We start from the raw sequence: 21,308 nt of genomic DNA on the forward strand, positions 1-21,308 counted from the left end.
CCGCGGCGGCGGAGACACCGAACAGCGAACCCCGACCGGGACGGATGACGGCGCAGGACGTGCCGCCCGCCCCCTATGATCATTGACCGAGGACCCCCATGATCAACGAACCGACCGTCGAGCGCACCGAGGGCTCAGCGCTGCCGAATCCGGCGGACCGGCCCGTGGCCGCCGAGGGCCGGCGACCGCCGCGGGGCGCGCCGCGTCCCGATCGGCCGAAGCGCCGCGACGTCAACGGCTGGGTGATCCTCGACAAGGGCGTCGGCATGACCTCGACCCACGCGGTCGCGGTGGTGAAGCGCGCCTTCAACGCCAAGAAGGCGGGCCATGCCGGCACCCTCGACCCCCTGGCCTCCGGCATCCTGCCGATCGCCCTGGGCGAGGCGACCAAGACGGTTCCGTTCGTGATGGACGGGCGCAAGGCCTACATCTTCACCGTGACCTGGGGCATCGAGACCGACACCGACGATGCCGAGGGCCGGCCGGTGGCCACCAGCGAGGCGCGCCCGACCCGGGAGGCCGTCGCGGCGGCGCTGCCGACCTTCATCGGCGCCATCGAGCAGGTGCCGCCGCGCTACTCGGCGATCAAGATCGCGGGCGAGCGCGCCTACGACCTCGCCCGCGACGGCGAGGAGGTCGTGCTGGTGGCCCGCCCGGTCCAGATCGACCATCTGGCGGTGGTGGAGCACAGCCCCGAGCGCACGGTGATCGAGGCCGCCTGCGGCAAGGGCACCTATGTCCGCGCCATCGCCCGCGACCTCGGCCGCCTGCTCGGCTGCTACGGCCACGTCTCGGCCCTGCGCCGCACCCGGGTCGGCCCCTTCACGGAAGCGGATGCCTGCCAGGTCGCCGCCCTCGAGGAAGCCGGGCCGGACGGCAATGCCGGCCATCTCCATCCGGTCGAGACCGCCCTCGATGCGGTCCCGTCGGTGCCGGTCTCCCGCGACATGGCCCTGCGCCTGATGCGCGGCCAGCCGGTGATCCTGCGCGGGCGGGACGCCCCGGTGGAGGGCAAGGCCTTCGCCACCTGCGGCGGCATCCTCGTGGCGGTGGGCGACGTCGAGCGCGGCGAACTGGTGCCGCACCGGGTGTTCCACCTCGGCGGAACGGCCAACCGCCCGGCCTGAGCAGGGCGTTCGCCCCCTCCCCCCGGAGAGGGTGACCGCGGGCGCGCACAGCAGCGGCACGCGCAGGCCCCCTCCTTCGTCCGGCGACCGCCCCGCGCCGCCGGTCCCCGTCACCGCCCCCGAGCGCGGAACCCGAAGGGACGCGCCACAGGCGTGCCATCCCGGGCTCCGCCGCGCGGCCCCGGGCCGACGTGACGCGGCTCCGTCGTCCAACCAGAGCGACCGCCCCCCCGCAGGACGGGGGGTGCCGTCGCGTCGTGTCGAGTCGTTGCGCGCGGCGCCCTCCATGAGCCGCGTTCCGGGCCTTCGATCTCCGACGCGCCGCCCGTGGTCGCTGCGGCTTCGGCAGGCACGCACCGCACCGGCACCCGTCTCTCCAGTTCAGGGCGCGCACCGGTGTCGGACTGCTCCAATCCATCGAAACATTTTAGCCTGAGAGTCTCATGCCGAGACAGTCTAGGCCGGTGGTTTAACACCCTTTTCAATGGCAAGGCCCCCATGATCGTCGGCCTGCTCCGCGATCGCGCGCCCGCGGACAGCATGGCCCGCAATGAGGATCCGAGCGCCGATCCATTGGAGAACCATCATGTACGTGAGCGAAATGTCCGCGCGGTCCAGTTCCGTCCTCTCGCTGCTGCGGGAGCTCGGACGGCCTCCCTCGGCGCAGCCGGCCTCCGGTGATGCCAACGACCTGATCAAGACGGCCCAGGGCCTGTCACCCGCTCCGGGCCCTGCCGCCCGACAAGCCTCGGGCGCCGCGGTCATCTTCAACGTCACCCAAGCGGAGCGGGACGCGGCAGCGCAGAGGGCGAAAGAACCTCGCTCCATCATCATCGCTATCGGTCAGAGCCAAGTCGCCGAGCGGTTTGACAACTGGGGGGCCGTGGAAGACCGTATCCGTAGCGACCGCACAATGACCGACAAGGAGAAAAATCTACAACTTGCAGCGATCAAGGATGAGCCGGAGAATGATAGATATCGAAGTGAATTCGCTCAATCAGATTTCTACATTGCCCTTCTATCTGGTGAATTCAAGCGCGCGATGGACGCTGCTGTCGAGACAGATCGCGCGAATGACATGGCAGAGGCTGCAGAATTCTTTAAGACTTACATTTCCGGGCCGCCGGTCCTCAGTCTCTCACGCAACGCCGATGCCTGATAGCCGCGGACGAAAGGCATTTTAAGACATCAGATCCTGCGCGGCGTGCGCGCAGGATCTGCCAAGCTTACGAAATTACGACCATCGCTGATGCGCTTAATGAATAAGATGTCGTTTGCCGTGATCGCCGTGGGCGGGACCCCCGACAACCAGGCCTCCGACCCACCGCCGACCTGAAGCCGCGCAGACCTCGAGGCATCGAGAACATCGACCGTCAGGATTGAAGGGCCGCGCGCGACGGTATCGGCGCCGCCCGGGCCGTCCCACATGAGATCGATGCCGCCACCGGCGACGGAGCGGAAGGCGGCCGCGTCGAGCGCGGCGGACAGCTTTCGTCAGCCCAGGCTGCGGGATCAGGGGTCCCTGGATCGCCCTGTCCCGCGTCCCTGATGTCATCGCCCCCCGTCGGACCGCCGCTTCCAGGCCAGGCCAGCCCGCGAACCGGACGTCCCGAAGGCGGTCGATCTGCGCAGCCGGGACGGTCGCGAACGCCGCCGCGCTCCGGTCCTCGCAGGGGACCACGATGTCGTGCGAGTCCCGCCCCTGCCGTTCCCCGTCCCGGCGCCGCGCGAACCGTCGGGCTGGAGGCGTCACCCGCGCAGGCGGCCCGCGGGATGCGGGGCAAGTCCGCGACGATGTCGGCAACAATCCGGGGGGCTGCGCACTAAACGCGCTCCGCGTGCTTGGGACAAACCGGTGAGTCAGGCCTCCGCCCGCACACGCAGCCGGTGCCAGCAGGTGCAGAGATAGCCTTTGTGGTTCCAGACATCGTCCGGCAACGCCGGCTGCGTTTGGCCGGCGGCATCCCAGGCGCGGACGGCGAGCTCGTGTTCGCCTGGCGGCAGATCCAGGTCCACGCTCCAGAAGGTCCAGGCGAACGGCGCATCCGTCTCGTGCTCGAGGTCGGCCTGCCTCCAGGACCGGCCTCCATTCCCGGAGACATCGACACGGACAATGGCCCTGTCGCCACTCACCGCGTAGCCGCGGACCCGGTTCGGCCCGGCCTTGAGGGTGGCGCCGCGGTCCGGCTCGCAGATCGCCGCGTTCAGCGGCATCGTGTCGATGGTGTGCCCCCGAGTGGGGTCCGCGCTCTCCGCGGTCACGTCGGGCGGGTACAGCTTGTAATCGTCGGCCTGAATCGGGTTGTCGGACGGGTGGCGCTGCACCGCGAGGCGGCGGAGCCATTTGGGGCTGCGCACGCCGGCAAAGCCCGGCACGACGGCGCGGACCGGGAAGCCGTGCTCGGGCAGCAGAGGCGCGCCGTTCATGGCGTGGGCGAGCAAGGTCTCGGGCGCCATGGCCTTGGCGAGGGGGATCGAGGCTCCGTAGGGGCGCCCCTCGACGCGGTCGTGGCTCTCGAAGGCCACATGGAGACCGGCGTCGCCCGTGACCCCGAACGCGCGCAGAACGTCGCCGAGCCGGACGCCGGTCCACGCCGCCGTTCCGATGGCCCCGGCATCCCAAGGATCGCCGGAGACCGGGGCAACCGCACGCAGGTCGGCGCGACGATTCCCGGCGCACTGCATCGTGGCCGTGACCGTGACTTCCGGGAAGCGGATCTGCAGGTCGTGCAGCGACAGCTCGCCCGTGACACCGTCTCCGCCATCGACGGTGAGCCTCCAGGTTTCCGGTTCGAGATCCGGCAGGTCGCCATGCGAGCGGACATAGAAGTCCTCCGCCGGGGTCCGGTAGGCGGCGCGGAGGCGGCCGAGGGGCGGTTCGGCATTGTAGGGCTGGTCGCCATGGACGATCAGGCGAGCCTTTCGCTCAGAGGGGCTCGACATCGCGGCTTCCGTTCGGGTGAGGACACGGACGTGAACGCGCCGGCGGCGGTAAGGCTCAATCGCGGACCCGGGGGATGACGCCGCGCGCGGAGCGGCGTCGCGCGCCATCGCCCCGGGGCCGACGAACGGACGGTCCGGAAACGCGCAGGGCCTCGTCGGGATACCCGGTCGGGGTCGCAAGCCGTCCCGCGCCGGGTCGAGCGGATCGGGTGCCGTTCCCGGCGCAGGGCCAAGTGAGGGTCAAGTCAGGGTCAAGTCAGGGCCATCGGTCGGCCCGCGCGGCGCGCCCCGCCTCACGCGCCCCGGATCGGCAGCCCCGTCTCGATCACCCGGGCCCAGAGCGAGGCGCCGTAGGGCGCGGCGGCGTCGTTGAAGTCGTAGTCGGGGTGGTGCAGGCCGGCGCTGTCGCCGTTGCCGAGGAAGATGTAGGCGCCGGGGCGGTGGGCGAGCATGTAGGAGAAATCCTCCGCCGCCATCATGGGCGCCACGGCCCGCTCGATCCCGGCCTCGCCGACGAGCTCCGCCGCCACGTCGGCGATGAAGTCCGTCTCCGCCGGATGGTTCTCGGTGATGGGATAGCCGCTGTTGAATTCGATGGTGCCCGTGGCGCCGAAGCCCCGCGGCACGTGGGTGACGATCGCGCTGATCCGGTCCTGGACCAGGGCCCGCATCGGCTTCGAGAGCGCCCGCATGGTGCCCCGCAGGACCACGCATTGGGGCAGCACGTTGAAGGCCTCCCCCGCCTCCAGGGCGCAGACCGAGACCACCGCGCTCTCCAGGGGATCGACGGTGCGCGACACCACGGATTGCAGGGCCGTGATCACGTGGCTGGCCACCAGCACGCTGTCGATGGCGTTGTGCGGCTGGGCGGCGTGGCCGCCCCGTCCCGTGATGGTGATGGTGAAGCGGTCCGTGGAGGCCATGATCGGGCCCGGCCGGATGGCGAAGGTGCCCAGCGCCTGGCCCGGGATGTTGTGCATGCCGTAGACGGTCTCGACGCCGAAGCGCTCCATCATGCCGTCGCGGACCATGGCCTCGCCGCCGCCGCCGCCCTCCTCGGCCGGCTGGAAGATCAGCACCGCCGTGCCGTCGAAGTCCCGGGTCTCGGCGAGGTACTTCGCCGCCCCGAGCAGCATCGCGGTGTGCCCGTCATGCCCGCAGGCATGCATCTTTCCCGGCACCGTGGAGCGGTAGGGCAGGTCGCGCGCCTCCTGGATCGGCAGGGCATCCATGTCGGCGCGCAGGCCGATGGCCCGGTTCGAGCCGTGGGCGCGGCCCCGGATCACGCCGACGACGCCGGTGCGGCCGATGCCGGTGGCGACCGTGTCGCAGCCGAAGGCCCGCAGCTTGTCGGCGACGAAGCCGGCGGTGCGGTGGACGTCGTATTGCAGCTCGGGATGCGCGTGGAGATCCTGGCGCCAGGCGGCGATCTCGTCCGCGAAGGCGGCGATCCGGTCGAGGACGGGCATGGACAGCGACTTTCGAGAGGCGACGGCTCTCAAGGGGGGACGCGCCGGGGTTGCGACGCCGTTCACCCAGCAAACAAGAGGCCAGGAATGCGGTCAACGCTTCCCGCGTCGCGAAGGCGCCCCTTCGGGGTCGCGCTCCCCCTGCCGCGGTGTCGCGCCGGTCAAGCCCTTGCCGGTCAGGCTTTCGCCGCCCAAGCCCTTGCCGGCCAAGCCCTGCCGGCCGCTGGCGAGGTCGTCGAGGATCGGGCAGTCGGGCCGGGCGTCGCCGCCGCAATGGGCGGCGAGGTCCTCCAGGGTGCGGGCCATGCCGTCCAGGGCGTCGATCCGGCGCCGCAGGTCCGCCACGTGGTCGAGGGCGAGGCGCCGCACCTGGGCGCTCGCCCGCGAGCGGTCGTGCCAGAGGGCGAGGAGCGCCCGGATGTCCTCCATGGTGAAGCCGAGGTCGCGGGCCCGGCGCACGAAGCGCAGGGCGTGGAGGTCGGCGCCGGTGTAGAGGCGGTAGCCCGCGGCCGTCCGGCCGGCCGGCGCCAGCAGGCCGGTCTCCTCGTAGTAGCGGATCATCTTGGCCGAGACGCCGGTGGCGCGGGCGGCCTCGCCGATGGTGATCGCCCCCGCGCTCATGCCCCAGCCCCCGGGGTCGCCGCCCCCGGAATCGTCACCCTGCCGCCGGCCCGGCGCAGGCGCAGGGCGTTGGCGAGGACGAAGACGCTCGACAGCGCCATGGCGCCGGCGGCGAGGACCGGCGAGAGCAGCGGCCCGCCGACGGCGTGGAGCAGCCCCGCCGCCACCGGGATCAGCGCGACGTTGTAGGCGAAGGCCCAGAACAGGTTCTGGCGGATGTTGCGCATCACCGCGGCCGAGAGCCGGAGGGCGCTGACCAGGCCCGAGAGGGCGCCCGACATCAGCACCACGTCGGCGGCGTCCACCGCGATGTCGGTGCCGGTGCCGATGGCGATCCCGACATCGGCCTCGGCCAGGGCCGGCGCGTCGTTGATGCCGTCGCCCACGAAGGCCACCGCGCCGTGGCGGGCGCGCAGGGCCTGCACCGCCGCGACCTTGCCGCCGGGCAGGATCTCGGCCGCGACCGACGCGATGCCGAGGGTGCGGGCCACGGCCTCCGCGGCCGCCTGCCCGTCCCCGGTGACCATCGCCACCACGAGGCCGCGGGCGCGCAGGGCCGCCACGGCGTCCGCCGCGCCGGGCTTGATCGGGTCCGCCACGGCCATCACGGCGGCGAGGCGCCCGTCGAGGGCGACGTAGAGGGGGCTGCGGCCGTCCCGGGCGAGGCGGTCGGCCTCGGTCTCCAGGGCCCCGGCGGCGATGCCGCGGCGATCAAGGAAGCGCTTGGCCCCCACCACGACCGTGCGGCCCTCCACCGTGCCGGCGATGCCGTAGCCGGGCTCCGCCGCGAAGTCCGTCACCGATCCGAGGGCCAGGCCGCGCGCCGCGGCCCCCGCCACGAGGCTGCGGGCGACGGGGTGCTCGGAGCGGGATTCGAGGCTCGCGGCCAGGCGCAGGGCCTCGTCCGCCGCGATGCCCGGCGCGGCGACGAGGTCGGTGAGGGTCGGGCGGCCGAGGGTCAGCGTTCCGGTCTTGTCGAGGGCGACGACCCGGACCGCGCACAGGCGCTGGAGCGCGCCGCCGTTGCGGAACAGCACGCCGAGCTCCGCCGCCCGGCCGGTGCCGACCATGATGGAGGTCGGGGTCGCGAGGCCCATGGCGCAGGGGCAGGCGATGATGAGCACCGCGATGGCGTTGACCAGCGCGAGGCCGAGGGCGGGGGCGTCGGCGGAACTCGGGCCGAAGGCGAGCCAGCCCGCGAAGGTCGCCGCCGCGGCGGCGATGACCGCGGGCACGAACCAGCCCGTGACCCGGTCGACCAGGGCCTGGATCGGCAGCTTGGCGCCCTGCGCCGCCTCGACCATACGGACGATCCGGGCGAGCACGGTCTCGGCTCCGACGGAATCTACCCGCAGGTCGAAGCTGCCATGGGTGTTGAGGGTGCCGCCCACCGCCCCGTCGCCGGGCGCCTTGGCCACCGGCACCGGCTCGCCGGTGATCATGCTCTCGTCGACGTAGCTCGCCCCGGAGACCAGGGTGCCGTCGGCGGCCACCCGCTCGCCCGGGCGGACCCGGACCACGTCCCCGCGCCGGAGGCTGGCCTGGGCCACCTCCGTCTCGACGCCGTCGCGGATCACCCGCGCGGTGGCGGGGCTGAGGCCGACCAGGCGCGCGATGGCCGCGCCCGTCCGCCCCCTGGCCCGCGCCTCGAGGGTCCGGCCGAGGAGGATCAGCGTGACGATGAGGGTCGCGGCCTCGAAGTAGAGATGGGCCGTCCCGGGCGGGAGCAGCTCCGGCGCCAGGACCGCGACCAGGGAATAGAGGTAGGCGGCGCCGGACCCGAGGGCCACGAGGGCGTTCATGTCCGGATGGCCGCGGACCAGGGCGGGCAGGCCCTGGCGGAAGAAGCGGGCCCCGGGTCCGGCGAGCACCAGGGTGGCGAGTCCGGCCTGGATCCAGCCGGCCCCGGCGCCGAGCGCGCCGTGAACCGCGTGGCCGAAGCCCGGGACGAGGTGGCCGCCCATGTCGAGGAGGACGACGGGCGCCGACAGGACGGCCGCTGCGACGAGGTCGCGGCGCAGGCCCGCCCCCTCCCGCGCCTGGCGGGCCTCCCGGGCCGCGACCGGTGCCTCGCCCGGGGCCTGCGGCTGGTAGCCCGCCTTCACGACCGCGGCCTCCAGGTCCCGGCGCGCCACCAGCCCCTCGGGGTGGCGGATCTCGGCGCGACCGGTGGCGAGGTTGACAGCGACCGCCGTGACGTCCGGGACGGCGCCCAGCGCGCGCTCCACCCGGCCGACGCAGGAGGCGCAGGACAGCCCGGCGATCTCCAGGGCCGTGACGGTCTCCGGCACCCCGTAGCCCGCCCGGGCGACGGCCTCCACCGCCGCGGCGCCCGGCCCGGGCAGACGCAGCTCGGCCCAACCGGTGGCGAGGTTGACCGAGACCTCCTGGGCCCCGGGCAGCGCCCGGAGCGCCCGCTCGACCCGCCCGACGCAGGAGGCGCAGGACAGCCCCTCCACCGGAAAGCCGAGGCGCCGGCCGGGCGTGGGAATCGCGGAATCGAGGAGCGGGCGCTTGTCCATGTCCCCCATGTGGGGGTTCCCATGGTGGGAAGGTCAAGGGGGTGGGTGGCGGCCGCCCGGCGCGCCCCCCGCGCGTCGCGCCGCGGCGGCGCGACGGACGGACGCTAGGCCGACACGGGAGGGGACACGTTCAGGTCCCGGTACCAGGCGTCCATGCGATCCACCCTGAGCGCCTGCGCGTTCGTGCCGGCCGCCCCGCGCAGTTCGCCCCGAAGCCGGTTCGGGGCGACGCCGTAGAAAGCCTCGGTATTATGCAGCAACCTAACCCAAAAGCGCTGAGGTGAGCACGAGCGCCCGAAATTTAGAGACCCGTGTTCATCCGCACTGCGTCTCAAAGCGTGACCGTATAAGCACATAACTCCAGAGAGTCGGATTTTACGCTTTCTGTTAACCGCCCATTCCATCCGAGGGGATTGGCTTAGCCGTTCACACAAGGTGTCTTATCGGCATCGTGATGCGGCACCTGTGAACTTTGGGGAGAAGTTTCTCGTTGTGTGTGCGCGGTATGGCATTTACGACAAGGAGCGTTCCTGTTTTGTTCTCGAACCAAGAGGCCACCATGCTCGTTAAGTGCACGAAGATAGCCGACGGCCCAGGGCCTTCCGAGGCCGTCGTTAGCATCGTAACGGTCAATGGCCCTAGCGAGGAAGTGGCTTTGTCAAGCCGCCACTTTCAAAACGGGACCATTAACGTGGGCGCTCCTTTAAATGTGCAGAAGGGGCAGTATCTTATTGAACTTCCTCGCGAGTCGGCCTCTGGTCGCTGGCGTATATGGATCCCTGAGTCAGAGGTTGTCTCAGACAGGGTTCTGCAGACTGCGTAAAACCAAATAGTCGGTGGGCGCCAAATGATCCTTACAGATAGAGAGATTGAAACGGCGCTTAAGAGTGGTCAGATCATCATATCGCCGCAGCCAAATTTGGATGCGGCACTAAGCTCAACTACGCTTGATCTCACCTTATCTGACCGATTTGCAACCTGGAAAAGCATGCCAGGAACAACTATACACCCCGGTCAGCCGGGGTATTCTTATATAAACTTGCAATAAATGCAGGACAAAGTTCAGCAGAATAGCTTTACTCTTAAGCCAGGCGGCTTTGTACTCGGCTGGACGCTTGAAGAAGTTGAGCTGCCCTTTAAATCCCGTATCGCGGCGCGAGTAGAGGGCAAAAGTTCTCTTGCAAGATTGGGTGTCGGTATTCACGTCACTGCACCGACTATTCACTCTGGATTTAGCGGGAATATCCAGTTAGAAATTTTTAATTCAGGCTCAAACACGATTGTCCTTGATCAAGGCATGGCGGTTTGTCAGCTTATTTTCGAGCAGACTTACGGGACGCCAAATAAGGGCTACGGCGGAATTTTTGCTGGGCAGAAATCTTCTGGCTCCTAGTTCCCAAACGTCTCAAAATCTGACGTTTTGCCTTTTACCCCTTCCAATAATTCGTCCCTGCTGTAGGGCCCGCGTTAGGGATTGGGTAAGGGGATAGGCGACCGCCTTTCGTAGCATCATATCCCGCTCATCCCAGCGCTTGGCGCAGATGATCGCCAAGGCAATTCCTCGCGTTGTGAGTGGCTTGCTAGCCTCGGCAATGGCTTTCTTGGCCAGCGTGAACATCTCCCCATAAGCGGAACAGCCGGTTGAGATGGGCGTAGGCTGGGAAGCGCGTCTGCGTGGTGGGCGAAAGCTTAGAGGGAGAGGACGGCCGTTACGGCTGATAGGTCGCTCTCTGCCGCTCGAAGCTAGTCGCGAAGCATCTTGATATGCTCTTCGATCTCGTCTCGCTTAGCAGGAAGCGTGTTGACGATCTGAGGGAGGGCCATATCGAGCCGCCTTCGCGCGGTGTGCCGCTGCTAGTAACCCTTCCAGACCTTCGACGGGGCGTGCGTAAAGGCAGCGCCTGCGATGAGGGCGTACCGCTCACCGTTGCTCACGCGGCGGTGGTTCTCGCCCCAAGCCATCTCGCCAGCGTAGGCGGCGAGGTAGGGGCCGGCGACGTGGTGATGCACGCCCATCTCAGCGCGGCGAAGGCGGGAGAAGAACGACTCAGCCTGGATTGGTGCAGGCGGCGTCAGCGCTGTACGCTTGCTGGTGATAAATGAGGTGGGTCTTGAACGAGGCGTGGAGGCGATCCCAGCCCTTGGCCTCATCGGCGTGAAAGACGCTGCCGGGGGCAACGCGCTCAACGATGGTCGGCACGAACGTGTCCCCCAGCCGGTAGGTGGTCGAGCCGCTCGCCCGGACGAGGTCGTGGTAGGTCCCGAAGGCGTTCGGAACGTCGTTCCTCAGGACCGTCCGGTGGGGCACGATCCGGCCGGCAGCCACTGGAATCGACGTGTCTTTCCCGAGCGACGGGTCTCCCCTAAGCGACGGGTCTTGCCTGATCGACGGGTCTTGCCCGAGCGACGTGCCTTCCCTGATCAACGCCAGAGCTCCCGCGGATCGTCGCGCGACCGCATCGGAGATGCGACCCACGTCCGTTCGCGGGCGAGCATCGTGATAGGCGATCGACGGCGCGGTGCAACCACAGGCTCGATCCTCGGGCCCGCACGAGCGCCGCCTCCCCCTACCGCCGCCGGCCCCAGATGCCGGCGCGCTCGGAGCGGGCCTGCTCCTCGGCGGCCAGGAGGTCGGCCGGCGCGTCCTCGGCGGCGCGGGCGCCGCCGGCCGTGAGGATCAGGGAGGCGAGGTCGTCGCCGTCGATCTGGCAGCGGAGCTGCTCGGCGGCCGCCTCGGCACCGGCCGCGGCGGTGCACGTCACCTCGCGGCGGCGCAGGTAGCGCGCGAGCTGCCGGGCGAGCGCCCCGCCCTCGCCCTCGACGCCGAGGAGGCGGACGGTACGGCCGCGGAAGGCCAGGGTGCCGGTATCGACCACCTCCGGCACGCCGCGGATGCCGGGCGCGGCGGCGCTGGCGGCGGTCTCGCGGGCGGGCGCCGGCTCGGCCCGGGCCGGCTCGCCGCGGGCCGCCGAGGGGCGCTTGCGGCCCTTGGCCAGCTGCGCCGTCGCCCGCTGGACGAAGTCGTGGAAGATGCTCGCCGGGAGATCGCCGCCGCCGACGCGGTTCATGGAGGAATTGTCGTCGTTGCCGACCCAGACGCCGACCACGAGGTCCGGCGTCATGCCGATGAACCAGGCATCGCGATAATCCTGGGTCGTGCCGGTCTTGCCGCCCACCGGTAGGCCGGCGACCCGGGCCGCCTTGCCGGTGCCGCCGTCGACCACGGCCTGGAGGGAATCGAGCATCATCGCCCGGGCCTCGGTGGGGATCGCGGTGCCGCCCTTGGCGTCGGCGCGCAGGTAGAGCGGCTGCGGCTGGGCGCCCCGGATGGCGTGGACGCTGTGCGTGTCCACCGGCGCGGCCCCGGCCAGCACCCCCGCATAGGCGCGGGTCATCTCGAGCAGCGTCACCTCAGCCGAGCCGAGGGCGAGGCTCGGCACGTTGGGCAGGTCCGCGGTCACGCCCATCCGGTGGGCGGTGGCGATGACCGCCGGGATGCCGACCTCGTCGGCGAGCTGCGCCGCCACGGTGTTGATCGACTGCGCGAAGGCGCTGCGCAGCGGCACCGCGCCCTTGAACCGACCCGTCGCGTTCTGCGGCTCCCAGTCGCCGATCTGGATCGGCCGGTCGACCAGCACCGTGTCGGGGTTGAAGCCGTTCTCGTAGGCCGTGAGGTAGACGAAGAGCTTGAACAGCGAGCCGGGCTGGCGCTTGGCCTGGGTGGCACGGTTGAACTGGCTGTCCTCGTAGTCGCGCCCGCCCACCAGGGCGAGGAGCGCGCCCTCCTTGTTGAGCACCACCATGGCGCCCTGGCTGGCCTTCTTCTTGGCCCCCTCGGCATCGAGACGCCGGGCGATCACCCCCTCGGCGAGGCTCTGCAGGTCGAGGTTGAGGGTGGTCCGCACGGTGACGTCGCCCGGTGCGTCGGCGAGCTTCTTCGACTCGGCCGAGACCATGTCGAGGAAGTAGTTGGTGCCAGGCGGCGTCTCGGGGGGCGTCCGCAGGGTGATGGTCTGGGCCCGGGCCTTGTCGGCCTCGGCCGCCGTGATGGCGCCGGTCTCGACCATGGCCTGCAGCACCACGTCGGCGCGCTCCTTGGCGCCGCCGAAGTTCCGGGTCGGAGCCAGCTGCGAGGGCGCGCGCACGAGGCCGGCCAGCATCGCGGCCTCCGGCAGGGTCAGGGCCTTGGCGCCCTTGCCGAAGTAGCGCCGGGCGGCGGCATCGACGCCGTAGGCCCCGGCGCCGAAATAGGCGGTGTTGAGGTAGCCGAGCAGGATCTCGTCCTTCGACATCGTCGCCTCGACGCGCAGGGCCAGGAACGCCTCCTGGATCTTGCGCCGCAGCGACTTCTCCTGGTTCAGGGAGACGAGCCGGGCATATTGCTGGGTGATCGTCGAGCCGCCCTCGCGCACGCCGCCGCCGACGGCGTTGCGGTACACCGCGCGCAGGAGGCCGCGGGGGTCGATGCCCCAGTGGGAGCGGAAGCGTCGGTCCTCGATCGCGATGATCGCCTGGCCGAGATGGGGCGGCATCTCCGCCGCCGTCAGCTTCTGGCCCTGGAAGGCCCCGCGGGTGGCGAAGACCCGGCCGTCATCGGCCTCGACGGTGAGCGCCCGCTGCCCGGCCTCCGGCACCACGCCGCCCAGGGGGGGCAGGGTGGCGAAGCTGTAGAGGACGAGGCCGGCCAGGACGACCATCGGCAGCAGGACGACCGCCAGGGCGGCGGCGAGCCAGGGATGCCGGCGCAGGCGTGCGGGCAGGCCGGCGGCGCGGGCCGGCGGCTCCCGTGCAGGCTCGGCCGCGGGCGTCGGTCCCGCGGCGGGCGCGGCGTGGGCGAGGGGTTGCGGGCCGGCCGGCGTGCGGGGGCGGATGCGGTCGGCCCATCCCTGCCAGGCGGGCCCCGCCGCCCGCGCCGCGCCGGCGGCCCGGCGCCCGGCCCCCCGCGCCGCGCCCATGGCGAGCACGCCGAGCTGGCGGCCGAGGATCCGGGCCGCCGCCGCGGCTTCCCGCGCCGCGGCGCGCGTGTCCTCGGTCTCCGGCCCGCCGGCGGGGCGTGGTCCAGGGGCCGGCTGGGGCGGGTCGACCCGCTCGGGGCGCGGGCGGTCCGGGTCGGGGGAGGTCATCGCGGGCCATGGTCACGGGGGGCGGCGCTCAGCAGCGAAGCGCCGCGCGGTGTCGGGTCGGTTCTAGACCATCTCGCGCGGGCAAAGCTACGCCGTTCCGGGACGCCCCAGGGGGCCGGGCCGGCCCGCCTCCGCATGGCGGCCGCGCAGGCGGAAGGCCAGCAGGACCAGCAGGAGTCCGAACACCATCGCGTAGCTGCCGATCCACCAGGTCAGCACCAGGACCGACAGGCCGGGATTGATCAGGAGCGCGATGCCGAACAGGATCGAGACGCCGCCGCCGAGCACCAGCCACCAGCGCCCGTAATGGGCATGCAGGCGGAAGCCCGCCGCGACCATCAGGCCGCCGGTGACAAGGGCCCAGAACGCCACGAGATAGACGAAGGCCCAGACGGCCGCCGCCGGCACGAGCACGGCCGCGACGCCGACGACGATGTCGAGGAGCCCTTCGAGGAGGAGGAACCCCCAGCGCGCGTGGCGCTGGGCGGCCCGCACCGAGGCGACGATTCCGACGATGCCGTCCACCAGCATGTAGGCGGCGAAGAACAGCACGAGGGAGAGGACGAAGGCGCCCGGCGCCACGAAGGCGATCAGCCCGAACAGGATGGCGACCACCCCGCGCAGCGCCATCAACCACCAGTTGCGAGCCAGCACCGTACTCATCGCGTCGACACGCGACCCCGCGTCGCGGCGATCAAGGCCGCTCGGACCGGCGGCACCCGGTGGCGACAGGGGAGAACCGGCGGTTATACGCGCCTCCTGCAGCTTGCGGACGGACCGCGACCCGGCCCCTCGATCCCGAAAACGCGCGCCGGATTTCGGACGTTCCGTCCGGTCGCGGACGCGGTCCGCAAATGTGATCCCCCTCCGGAACAATCGCCTGCGCTACTTCTTGTTGTCGCCGAGGCGGGAATTTCGGGCGGCGCGGTTTCGACCGCGCGGCCCCTGGACGCGTTCGGACGATCAGTCGATGCTTCAGGATCAGCAGGCCGTGGGGAGCCAGCCCGCACGGGGCGAGTCGGTGCGGCCATCCGATGCGGACGGCGCCCGAGCGCAGGCATCGAACGCGCGGGCGCCCGGAGAGGCGCCGCCGGGGGATACCGGACCGCGCGACCGCGCCGGCGGGGCCGCGCCCGCCTCCACCGGCGAGACCGATCCGACCCAGGAGTCCGACGGGACCGCGGACAAGAAGCCGAACATCCTGCGCCGGCATCCGTTCTGGGCCCTCGGCCTCGCGGTCGCGGTCGTTGCCCTGGCGGCCGGGGCGTATGTCTATTGGCTGACCCGCCTGCACCCGTTCGAATCCACCGACGACGCCTTCGTCGATGCGCGGCAATTCTCCATCGCGCCGAAGGTCGCCGGCTACATCGTCGACGTGCCGGTCACCGACAACCAGCATGTCGAGACCGGGGCCGTCCTGTTCCAGATCGACCGGCGCGACTACGAGGTCGCCCTGGCGCAGGCCCGGGCGCAGGTCGCCTCGGCGGAGGCCTCGATCCGCAACTTCGACGCGCAGATCGAGGGCCAGAGGGCGCAGGTCTCGGCCTCCCAGGCGGAGGTCACCCAGGCCGAGGCCTCGTTGAAGTTCGCCCGGGAGGACGCCGCCCGCTACCGCGACCTCGCCGAGAAGGGTGCGGGCACGATCCAGCGCTCGCAATCCTCCGCCTCGACCCTCGACCAGCAGCAGGCCGCCTACGACCGCGCGAAAGCCACCCTCGTCGCGGCGCGCACCCAGGTCGGCGCGCTCGCCGCCCAGAAGGCGGGGGCCGAGGCCAGCCTCGCTACCGGTCAGGCCCAGGTGGCGCAGGCCGAGCTCAACCTCGGCTACACCACCGTCACGGCGGCCCAGCCGGGCCGGATGGTGCAGCTTTCGGGGGCCAGGGGACAGTTCGCCCAGGCCGGGCAGACGCTGTCGACCTTCGTGCCCGACGACATCTGGGTGATCGCGAACTACAAGGAGACGCAGATCACCGACATGCGGCCGGGCCAGCACGCCGACATCGCGATCGACGCCTACCCGGACCGCAAGATCAGCGGGCACGTCGATTCGGTGCAGCCCGGCTCCGGCACCGCCTTCAGCCTGCTTCCGGCCCAGAACGCCACCGGCAACTACGTGAAGGTGGTCCAGCGCATCCCGGTGAAGATCGTGGTCGACCAGTGGCCCACCGACGTCGCCATCGGGCCCGGCATGTCGATCGTGCCGCGGGTGCACGTCCGGTGACGGGCATCGCGCGATGAGCGCCGCCGCGGCGGAGGCCGGCGGAGCCTCGGACGCCTCCGCCAAGGCCCCGGGCGGGCACAACCCCTGGGCCATCGCCCTCGTGGTCTCGCTGGCGACCTTCATGGAGGTGCTCGACACCACCATCGCCAACGTGGCCCTGCGCTACATCTCCGGCGGCCTCGCGGTGGGCCCGGACGAGGCGGCCTGGGTGGTGACGAGCTACCTCGTGGCCAACGCCATCGTGCTCACGGCCTCGAGCTTCCTCGCCAAGCGATTCGGGCGAAAAGCCTTCTTCATGTGGAGCATCGCGCTCTTCACCGTGGCCTCGGTGCTGTGCGGCTTCGCCTGGAACCTCGAATCGCTCCTGGTCTTCCGGGTGCTCCAGGGGCTGGGCGGGGGCGGCATGGCGCCGCTGGCCCAGTCGATCCTGGCCGATTCGTTCCCGCCGGCGAAGCGGGGCCAGGCCTTCGCCCTCTATGGGCTCGCCGTGGTGGTGGCCCCCGTGATCGGCCCGACCCTGGGCGGCTGGCTCTCCGACAACGTCTCCTGGCACTGGTGCTTCCTCATCAACGGCCCCATCGGCCTGATCGCCCTCGGACTGATGCACGTGCTGCTGGAGGACCCGAAGGGCGCCGTGGAGGAGCGGCGGCGCCTGCGCCGCGAGGGCGTGCGCTTCGACCTGGTGGGGTTCCTGCTCGTCGCCACCTTCCTGGGGGCGCTCGAGGTCGTCCTCGACGAGGGCCAGCGCAAGGACTGGTTCGGCTCGAACTTCATCGTGGTGTTCGCGGTGATCTGCGTCGTCGCCTTCGTGGCGATGATCCCCTGGGAGCTCACACGGAAGAACCCAGTGGTGGATCTCCGGCTCCTGGGCAGCCGCCAGTTCGGCGCCTGCTTCCTGGTGATGATGGCCACGGGCGCGATCCTGATCGCCACGACGCAGTTCGTGCCGCAGCTGGTGCAGGAATATTACGGCTACACCGCCACCCTCGCCGGCCTCGTCCTGGCGCCGGGCGGCCTCGTCACGGTGTTCATGATGCTGGTGATCGGCCGGATCTCGGGGAAGGTGCAGCCGAAGTACCTGATCGCGCTGGGCGCCGCGATCGTCTCCGCGGCGATGTACGACCTCACCCGCCTCTACGGCGACACCAGCTTCTGGTTCTTCGCCTGGTCGCGCATCTATATCGGCATCGGCCTGCCGATGATCTTCATCTCGATCACCGCCGCTTCCTACGAGGGCATCGAGAAGGGCCAGACCGACCAGGCCTCGGCGCTGATCAACGTGGCCCGCAACGTCGGCGGCTCGATGGGCGTGAGCCTCGCCCAGAACGTGCTCGCCTACCGGCAGCAATTCCACCAGAGCCGGCTCGGGGAGAGCGTCTCCAGCGCCAACCCGAACTACCAGGAGACCCTGCGGGCGGCGACGCAGTACTTCCAGGCCCATGGGGCGTCCGGCGTCGAGGCGCAGAACCAGGCGATGGCCTGGATCGGCCAGCAGCTCCAGACCCAGGTGGCGTACTGGGGCTACATCGACGTGTTCTGGTCGCTCTGCCTCGTCTCCGGCGCGGCGGTGCCGCTCGCGATGATCCTCAGCAAGGTCAAGCTCGGCGGCGGCGCACCGGCCGGGCACTGAACCAGGCCGCGTCTGGGCTCACTCGGCCGGTGTGGTCGCCTCGGTGACGTGGACGCGTCCGGCCTGGGCCGGGACGGGGACCGCGTCGGTCTCGATCTCCGTGAGGGTGACCTCGGATTTCAGCTCCGGGGCAGCGAGGGCGGCCACGCCCTCGTAGCGGTCGAGGCGGCGGTCGATCATGCCGCCGATCTTTTCGCGGACCTCGGCGACCGTGAGGCTGCGGCGGCCCTTGCCGGCCTTCTCGGTGAACAAGCTGCGGTTCGCTTTCGCCGCGGCCTTGAACACCTGCTTGGCGACCTGGCCCGGCTTCTCGGCGGTGAGCTCGAGGAAGCGGCCGGCGCTGGCGGTCCCGAGGAAATGCGCGAAATAGAGCTCCGCGGTGGAGAGGTCGCGGCCGATGCGCTGCTCGATCCGGCCCTTGTCGCGGTTGATGAGCTCGCCCGCCATCAGGGCGGCGACGTAGGGGTCCTGGCGCAGGCGCAGCACGCGGGTCCGCGTCGCCTCGTCGGCGATCGTGATGGCGCTGCCGCGCCCCTTCACCGCCGCCGCCTCGTCGGCGAGCCCATGGCGGGCGCCGTAGGTGCGGATCAGCTCGAGCCAGGTGCCCGACAGGAACTGGAACAGGCCTTCGGCGGAGGAGGTCGAGGCCTTCACCTTGGTGGCGAAGCTCGATTCCTTGTCGGCCAGCGCCATCATGTAGACCGGGTCGACGCCGGTTTCCGTGGCGGCCCGCAGGATGGTGTCGACGATCTCGCGCGGCACGGCCATGTCGCCGAAGCGCAGTCGCTCGGCGCCGGAGGCGTCGCGGCTCGGGGCGAGGGCGGCGAGGTCGCTCTCGATCAGCGACAGCGTCGCGGGTTCCTGCTCGACCACGGGAACCCCGGCCCAGTCGGACGCGTTAGGGGTCTCGGGAACAGGTGCGGACTGGTCCCGGACGAGAGACTGCGCGGTGATGGCGCGCTCGTCGATCCGGTCATGGGCCGCCGCGGCGGGTGCCAGGGCGTTCTGCGGCAACGCGCCGCCCAGTAGCACGCCGGTGACGAGCGTCGCGAGGGTCCGGCGGCGGAGAGTGGCGAAGGTCCGGCGCGTCCTGCGCTCGGTCCGCGGCAGCCACGCCACGGTCGGGTCTGCGTCAAAGGTCTCGTTGGGCACGAGACGGCTCACGTCGTCGGCGCAGAGCGCCGGCTCCGGGAAAACCCCCATCATTGGTCCTTGTTCGTACCGCTGCCTTCGTCGGGCGCGGCTTCGTTGTCGTTCAGCGAGGGGACGTCTCGCCGGTTGCTGTGACCAGAATGGGACAGCTCCGTGATTCAACGATGGCAGGCTTAACGTTGGGTTAAGCCATTGTATTTACGAATTTTTAATGGATCGTTCGGTGGCCGTTCAGGTGCACCGCGTCAAAAAGGCGTCCTGGCCAGGGTTGGAACGCAACCCCGGAAGCCCAGTTAGTGAGGGCTGAGCGGAACGGCCCCCAGGTTGGGACAGGCTCCCGTTCGCCTGAAGAAGGAAGCCGTTTCCCAATGAGCATGCAGACCGGTCGCCGCGTCGGCGTTGCGTTCGTTGGCATGGGTGGCGCTGTCGCCACCACCGCCATCGCAGGCATCGAGATGATTAAATCCGGATCGAACCGCCTCGATGGCCTGCCCCTGGCGGGCGTCCCGGTCGCCGGGATGGCCGACTACAAGGACCTCGTGTTCGGCGGATGGGATCTGAACGACGATGACCTCGCCTCCGCCGCCACCGGCCACGGCGTTCTCACCGCGCAGGATATCGAGAATGGCGCCCAGGTCCTGAAGGGCATCAAGCCCTGGCCGGCCGTCGGCAGCGCCAAGTTCTGCAAGAACATCGAGGGTGCCAACCGCATCGTCGCCAAGGACCACCGCGAGGCAGTCTCGGTCATCGCCAACGACCTGCGCCGCTTCAAGGCCGAGAGCAATCTCGACGAGGTCGTGGTCATCAACCTCGCCTCCACCGAGCGCTGGCCCGATCTGTCCGACCCGACCCTGAACTCGACGGCCGCCTTCGAGAAGGGCCTCGACAGCAGCGACGAGTCGATCAGCCCGGCGATGCTCTACGCCTATGCGGCGATCAAGAGCGGCGTGCCCTACGCCAACTTCACCCCGAGCGTGGCCGCCGATGTGCCGGCCCTGCTCGAACTGGCCAAGGAGATGAACGTCCCCGTGGCCGGCAAGGACGGCAAGACCGGCCAGACCATGATGAAGACGGTCCTGGCCCCGGCCCTCAAGGCCCGCGCCCTGCACGTGGACGGCTGGTTCTCCACCAACATCCTCGGCAACCGCGACGGTCTGGCCCTGAACGACAAGGACTCGCTCCAGTCGAAGCTCAACACCAAGGGCACGGTGCTCGACTCGATCCTCGGCTACCCGGTCGAGGACCACCTCGTGCACATCCACTATTACCGCCCCCGCGGTGACGACAAGGAAGCCTGGGACAACATCGACGTCAGCGGCTTCATGGGCCAGCGGATGCAGATCAAGGTCAATTTCCTCTGCAAGGACTCGATCCTGGCCGCCCCCCTCGTCATCGAAATCGCCCGCGTCCTCGAGCTCGCCAAGCAGCGCGGCGACGGCGGTGTCCAGGAGCAGCTCTCGAGCTTCTTCAAGGCCCCGATGGTGAAGAACGGCCACGGCCCCGAGCATGACTTCGGCAAGCAGCAGACCATGCTGCTCGAGTGGCTCGGCACGCACTGATGTCGACGCAGACGGAGGGCGCCGGTCCCGCGGCCCCGCTGGCGCTTCGCGCCCTCCTCGTCGAGGTCAACGACCTCAAGCGCGTGCACGCCGCCGGGCGGACGGGCTCCATCGCCGAGCGCCTGTTCGCGCAAGGCTGGGGTGCCCTCACCGGGGGCGCCGCGCCGGAGGCCGTCGCCCTCGACATCACAGCCAAGGCCCTCGCCGCGGCCCGCCTCTGCGATCTCGACGCCGCGTTCCTCAGCGCCGCCGGGCTCGACGAGCGGGCAACGGCGGATGTCCTGGTGGCGGGTTTCGACGCCGTCAGCGACAGCGTCGCCTCCAGCCTGCGGGACCGCCTCCGGGCGGCCCTGCGCGCGCCGGAAAGCTTCGTGCCGGGTCCCCTGCCGGGCTTCGTCGCCGCCCTGGCGCATCAGCCCCGCGCCGGCGTCACCTGCCCCGGCAAGCCCCGCATCCTGCTGGAGCCGCCGGAGAACCATGCCGAGCATTGCCTGATGGTGGCGGTCTACGGCGTCGTGCTGAGCCCGTTCTACCGGGCCGACCCGACCCAGGTCTTCCTCGCTGCCATGGCCCATCACTTCCACAATGCCGCGATGCCGGATGCCGGCTTCACCGGCGAGATGCTGTTGGGCGACCACCTCCTGCCGATCATGGCCCGCACCACGCAATGGGCGCTCGACGAACTCGACCCGGCCCTGCGCGAGACGGTCGAGCGGGCGCGCAGCGTCCTGCCCGACGACGCCACGGCGGAAGGCCGGGCCTTCCACGCGGCCGACTGCATCGACCGCGTGCTGCAGATCGCCCAGCACCTGCGGGCCGCGACCCTGACCATGGGCACGGTTCTCGACGAGATGGAGCTTGTCCATGCGGGTCCGGTGAAGGGCTTCCACGACCGCGTGCTCAAGGACATGCAGATCCCGTGATTTCACCTCGCGACCGCG

General features: G+C 70.5%; 14 protein-coding genes and 1 pseudogene. 7 read left to right on the forward strand and 8 right to left on the reverse strand.

Annotated features, from left to right (window positions below; translation table 11 throughout):
* Window positions 1-98: 98 nt before the first annotated feature.
* Window positions 99-1,127, forward strand: a complete 1,029-nt coding sequence (gene truB, locus CRT23_RS17315) for a tRNA pseudouridine(55) synthase TruB (RefSeq protein ID WP_082512830.1) — start codon at window positions 99-101, stop codon at window positions 1,125-1,127.
* A 586-nt stretch (window positions 1,128-1,713) separates the two neighbouring features.
* Window positions 1,714-2,286 (forward strand): hypothetical protein, encoded by a 573-nt coding sequence (locus tag CRT23_RS17320; protein ID WP_103710659.1) that lies wholly within the window; start codon window positions 1,714-1,716, stop codon window positions 2,284-2,286.
* A 701-nt stretch (window positions 2,287-2,987) separates the two neighbouring features.
* On the opposite strand, the gene CRT23_RS17325 is transcribed toward CRT23_RS17320, so the two are convergent.
* The 4 genes from CRT23_RS17325 to CRT23_RS17340 form a co-directional block, all read right to left on the reverse strand.
* Window positions 2,988-4,070: a molybdopterin-dependent oxidoreductase gene (locus tag CRT23_RS17325; RefSeq protein ID WP_103710660.1), complete on the reverse strand. Its 1,083-nt coding sequence runs from the start codon at window positions 4,068-4,070 to the stop codon at window positions 2,988-2,990.
* A 293-nt stretch (window positions 4,071-4,363) separates the two neighbouring features.
* Window positions 4,364-5,539: a M20 aminoacylase family protein gene (locus tag CRT23_RS17330; RefSeq protein ID WP_103710661.1), complete on the reverse strand. Its 1,176-nt coding sequence runs from the start codon at window positions 5,537-5,539 to the stop codon at window positions 4,364-4,366.
* 93 nt (window positions 5,540-5,632) lie between these two features.
* Entirely contained in the window at window positions 5,633-6,160 is a 528-nt protein-coding gene (gene cueR, locus CRT23_RS17335) for a Cu(I)-responsive transcriptional regulator (protein WP_103710662.1), read from the reverse strand.
* Window positions 6,157-8,682, reverse strand: coding sequence for a heavy metal translocating P-type ATPase (locus tag CRT23_RS17340; protein WP_181017381.1), 2,526 nt, complete (start codon window positions 8,680-8,682; stop codon window positions 6,157-6,159). The genes cueR and CRT23_RS17340 overlap by 4 nt, the downstream gene beginning before the upstream one ends.
* A 1,048-nt stretch (window positions 8,683-9,730) precedes the next feature.
* Here CRT23_RS17340 and dcd point away from each other — a divergent pair.
* Window positions 9,731-10,075 carry a dCTP deaminase gene (dcd, locus tag CRT23_RS29170; RefSeq protein WP_245436314.1) on the forward strand — a complete coding sequence of 115 codons (345 nt, stop codon included), beginning with the start codon at window positions 9,731-9,733 and terminating at the stop codon, window positions 10,073-10,075.
* 461 nt (window positions 10,076-10,536) lie between these two features.
* Here the strand turns inward: dcd and CRT23_RS29175 are convergent.
* The 3 genes and pseudogenes from CRT23_RS29175 to CRT23_RS17360 form a co-directional block, all read right to left on the reverse strand.
* Window positions 10,537-10,873: pseudogene (locus CRT23_RS29175) on the reverse strand (transposase); the annotation flags it as partial.
* Between the two features lie 376 nt (window positions 10,874-11,249).
* Window positions 11,250-13,805, reverse strand: coding sequence for a PBP1A family penicillin-binding protein (locus CRT23_RS17355; protein WP_103710665.1), 2,556 nt, complete (start codon window positions 13,803-13,805; stop codon window positions 11,250-11,252).
* Between the two features lie 87 nt (window positions 13,806-13,892).
* Complete coding sequence (locus CRT23_RS17360) at window positions 13,893-14,468, reverse strand: DUF308 domain-containing protein (protein ID WP_103710666.1); 576 nt, start codon at window positions 14,466-14,468, stop codon at window positions 13,893-13,895.
* A 307-nt stretch (window positions 14,469-14,775) separates the two neighbouring features.
* On the opposite strand from CRT23_RS17360, the gene CRT23_RS17365 reads away from it, so the two are divergent.
* Both CRT23_RS17365 and CRT23_RS17370 read left to right on the forward strand, forming a co-directional pair.
* Entirely contained in the window at window positions 14,776-16,026 is a 1,251-nt protein-coding gene (locus CRT23_RS17365) for an HlyD family secretion protein (protein ID WP_103710667.1), read from the forward strand.
* A gap of 13 nt (window positions 16,027-16,039) precedes the next feature.
* Window positions 16,040-17,656, forward strand: a complete 1,617-nt coding sequence (locus CRT23_RS17370; protein ID WP_103710668.1) for a DHA2 family efflux MFS transporter permease subunit — start codon at window positions 16,040-16,042, stop codon at window positions 17,654-17,656.
* 18 nt (window positions 17,657-17,674) lie between these two features.
* Here CRT23_RS17370 and CRT23_RS17375 read toward each other — a convergent pair whose 3' ends face one another.
* On the reverse strand, window positions 17,675-18,862 hold the full coding sequence (locus tag CRT23_RS17375) for a transglycosylase SLT domain-containing protein (protein ID WP_103710669.1): 1,188 nt from the start codon (window positions 18,860-18,862) through the stop codon (window positions 17,675-17,677).
* A gap of 314 nt (window positions 18,863-19,176) precedes the next feature.
* Between CRT23_RS17375 and CRT23_RS17380 the strand changes: the two genes are divergently transcribed.
* Together CRT23_RS17380 and CRT23_RS17385 are read left to right on the forward strand one after the other, a co-directional pair.
* Window positions 19,177-20,367: an inositol-3-phosphate synthase gene (locus CRT23_RS17380; RefSeq protein ID WP_055948149.1), complete on the forward strand. Its 1,191-nt coding sequence runs from the start codon at window positions 19,177-19,179 to the stop codon at window positions 20,365-20,367.
* Window positions 20,367-21,290 carry a hypothetical protein gene (locus CRT23_RS17385; protein ID WP_103710670.1) on the forward strand — a complete coding sequence of 308 codons (924 nt, stop codon included), beginning with the start codon at window positions 20,367-20,369 and terminating at the stop codon, window positions 21,288-21,290. Before CRT23_RS17380 ends, CRT23_RS17385 begins: the two co-directional genes overlap by 1 nt.
* The last annotated feature ends 18 nt before the right edge of the window (window positions 21,291-21,308 follow it).

Origin of the sequence: Methylobacterium sp. V23 (assembly GCF_002917135.1) — a bacterium.
GTDB lineage: Bacteria > Pseudomonadota > Alphaproteobacteria > Rhizobiales > Beijerinckiaceae > Methylobacterium.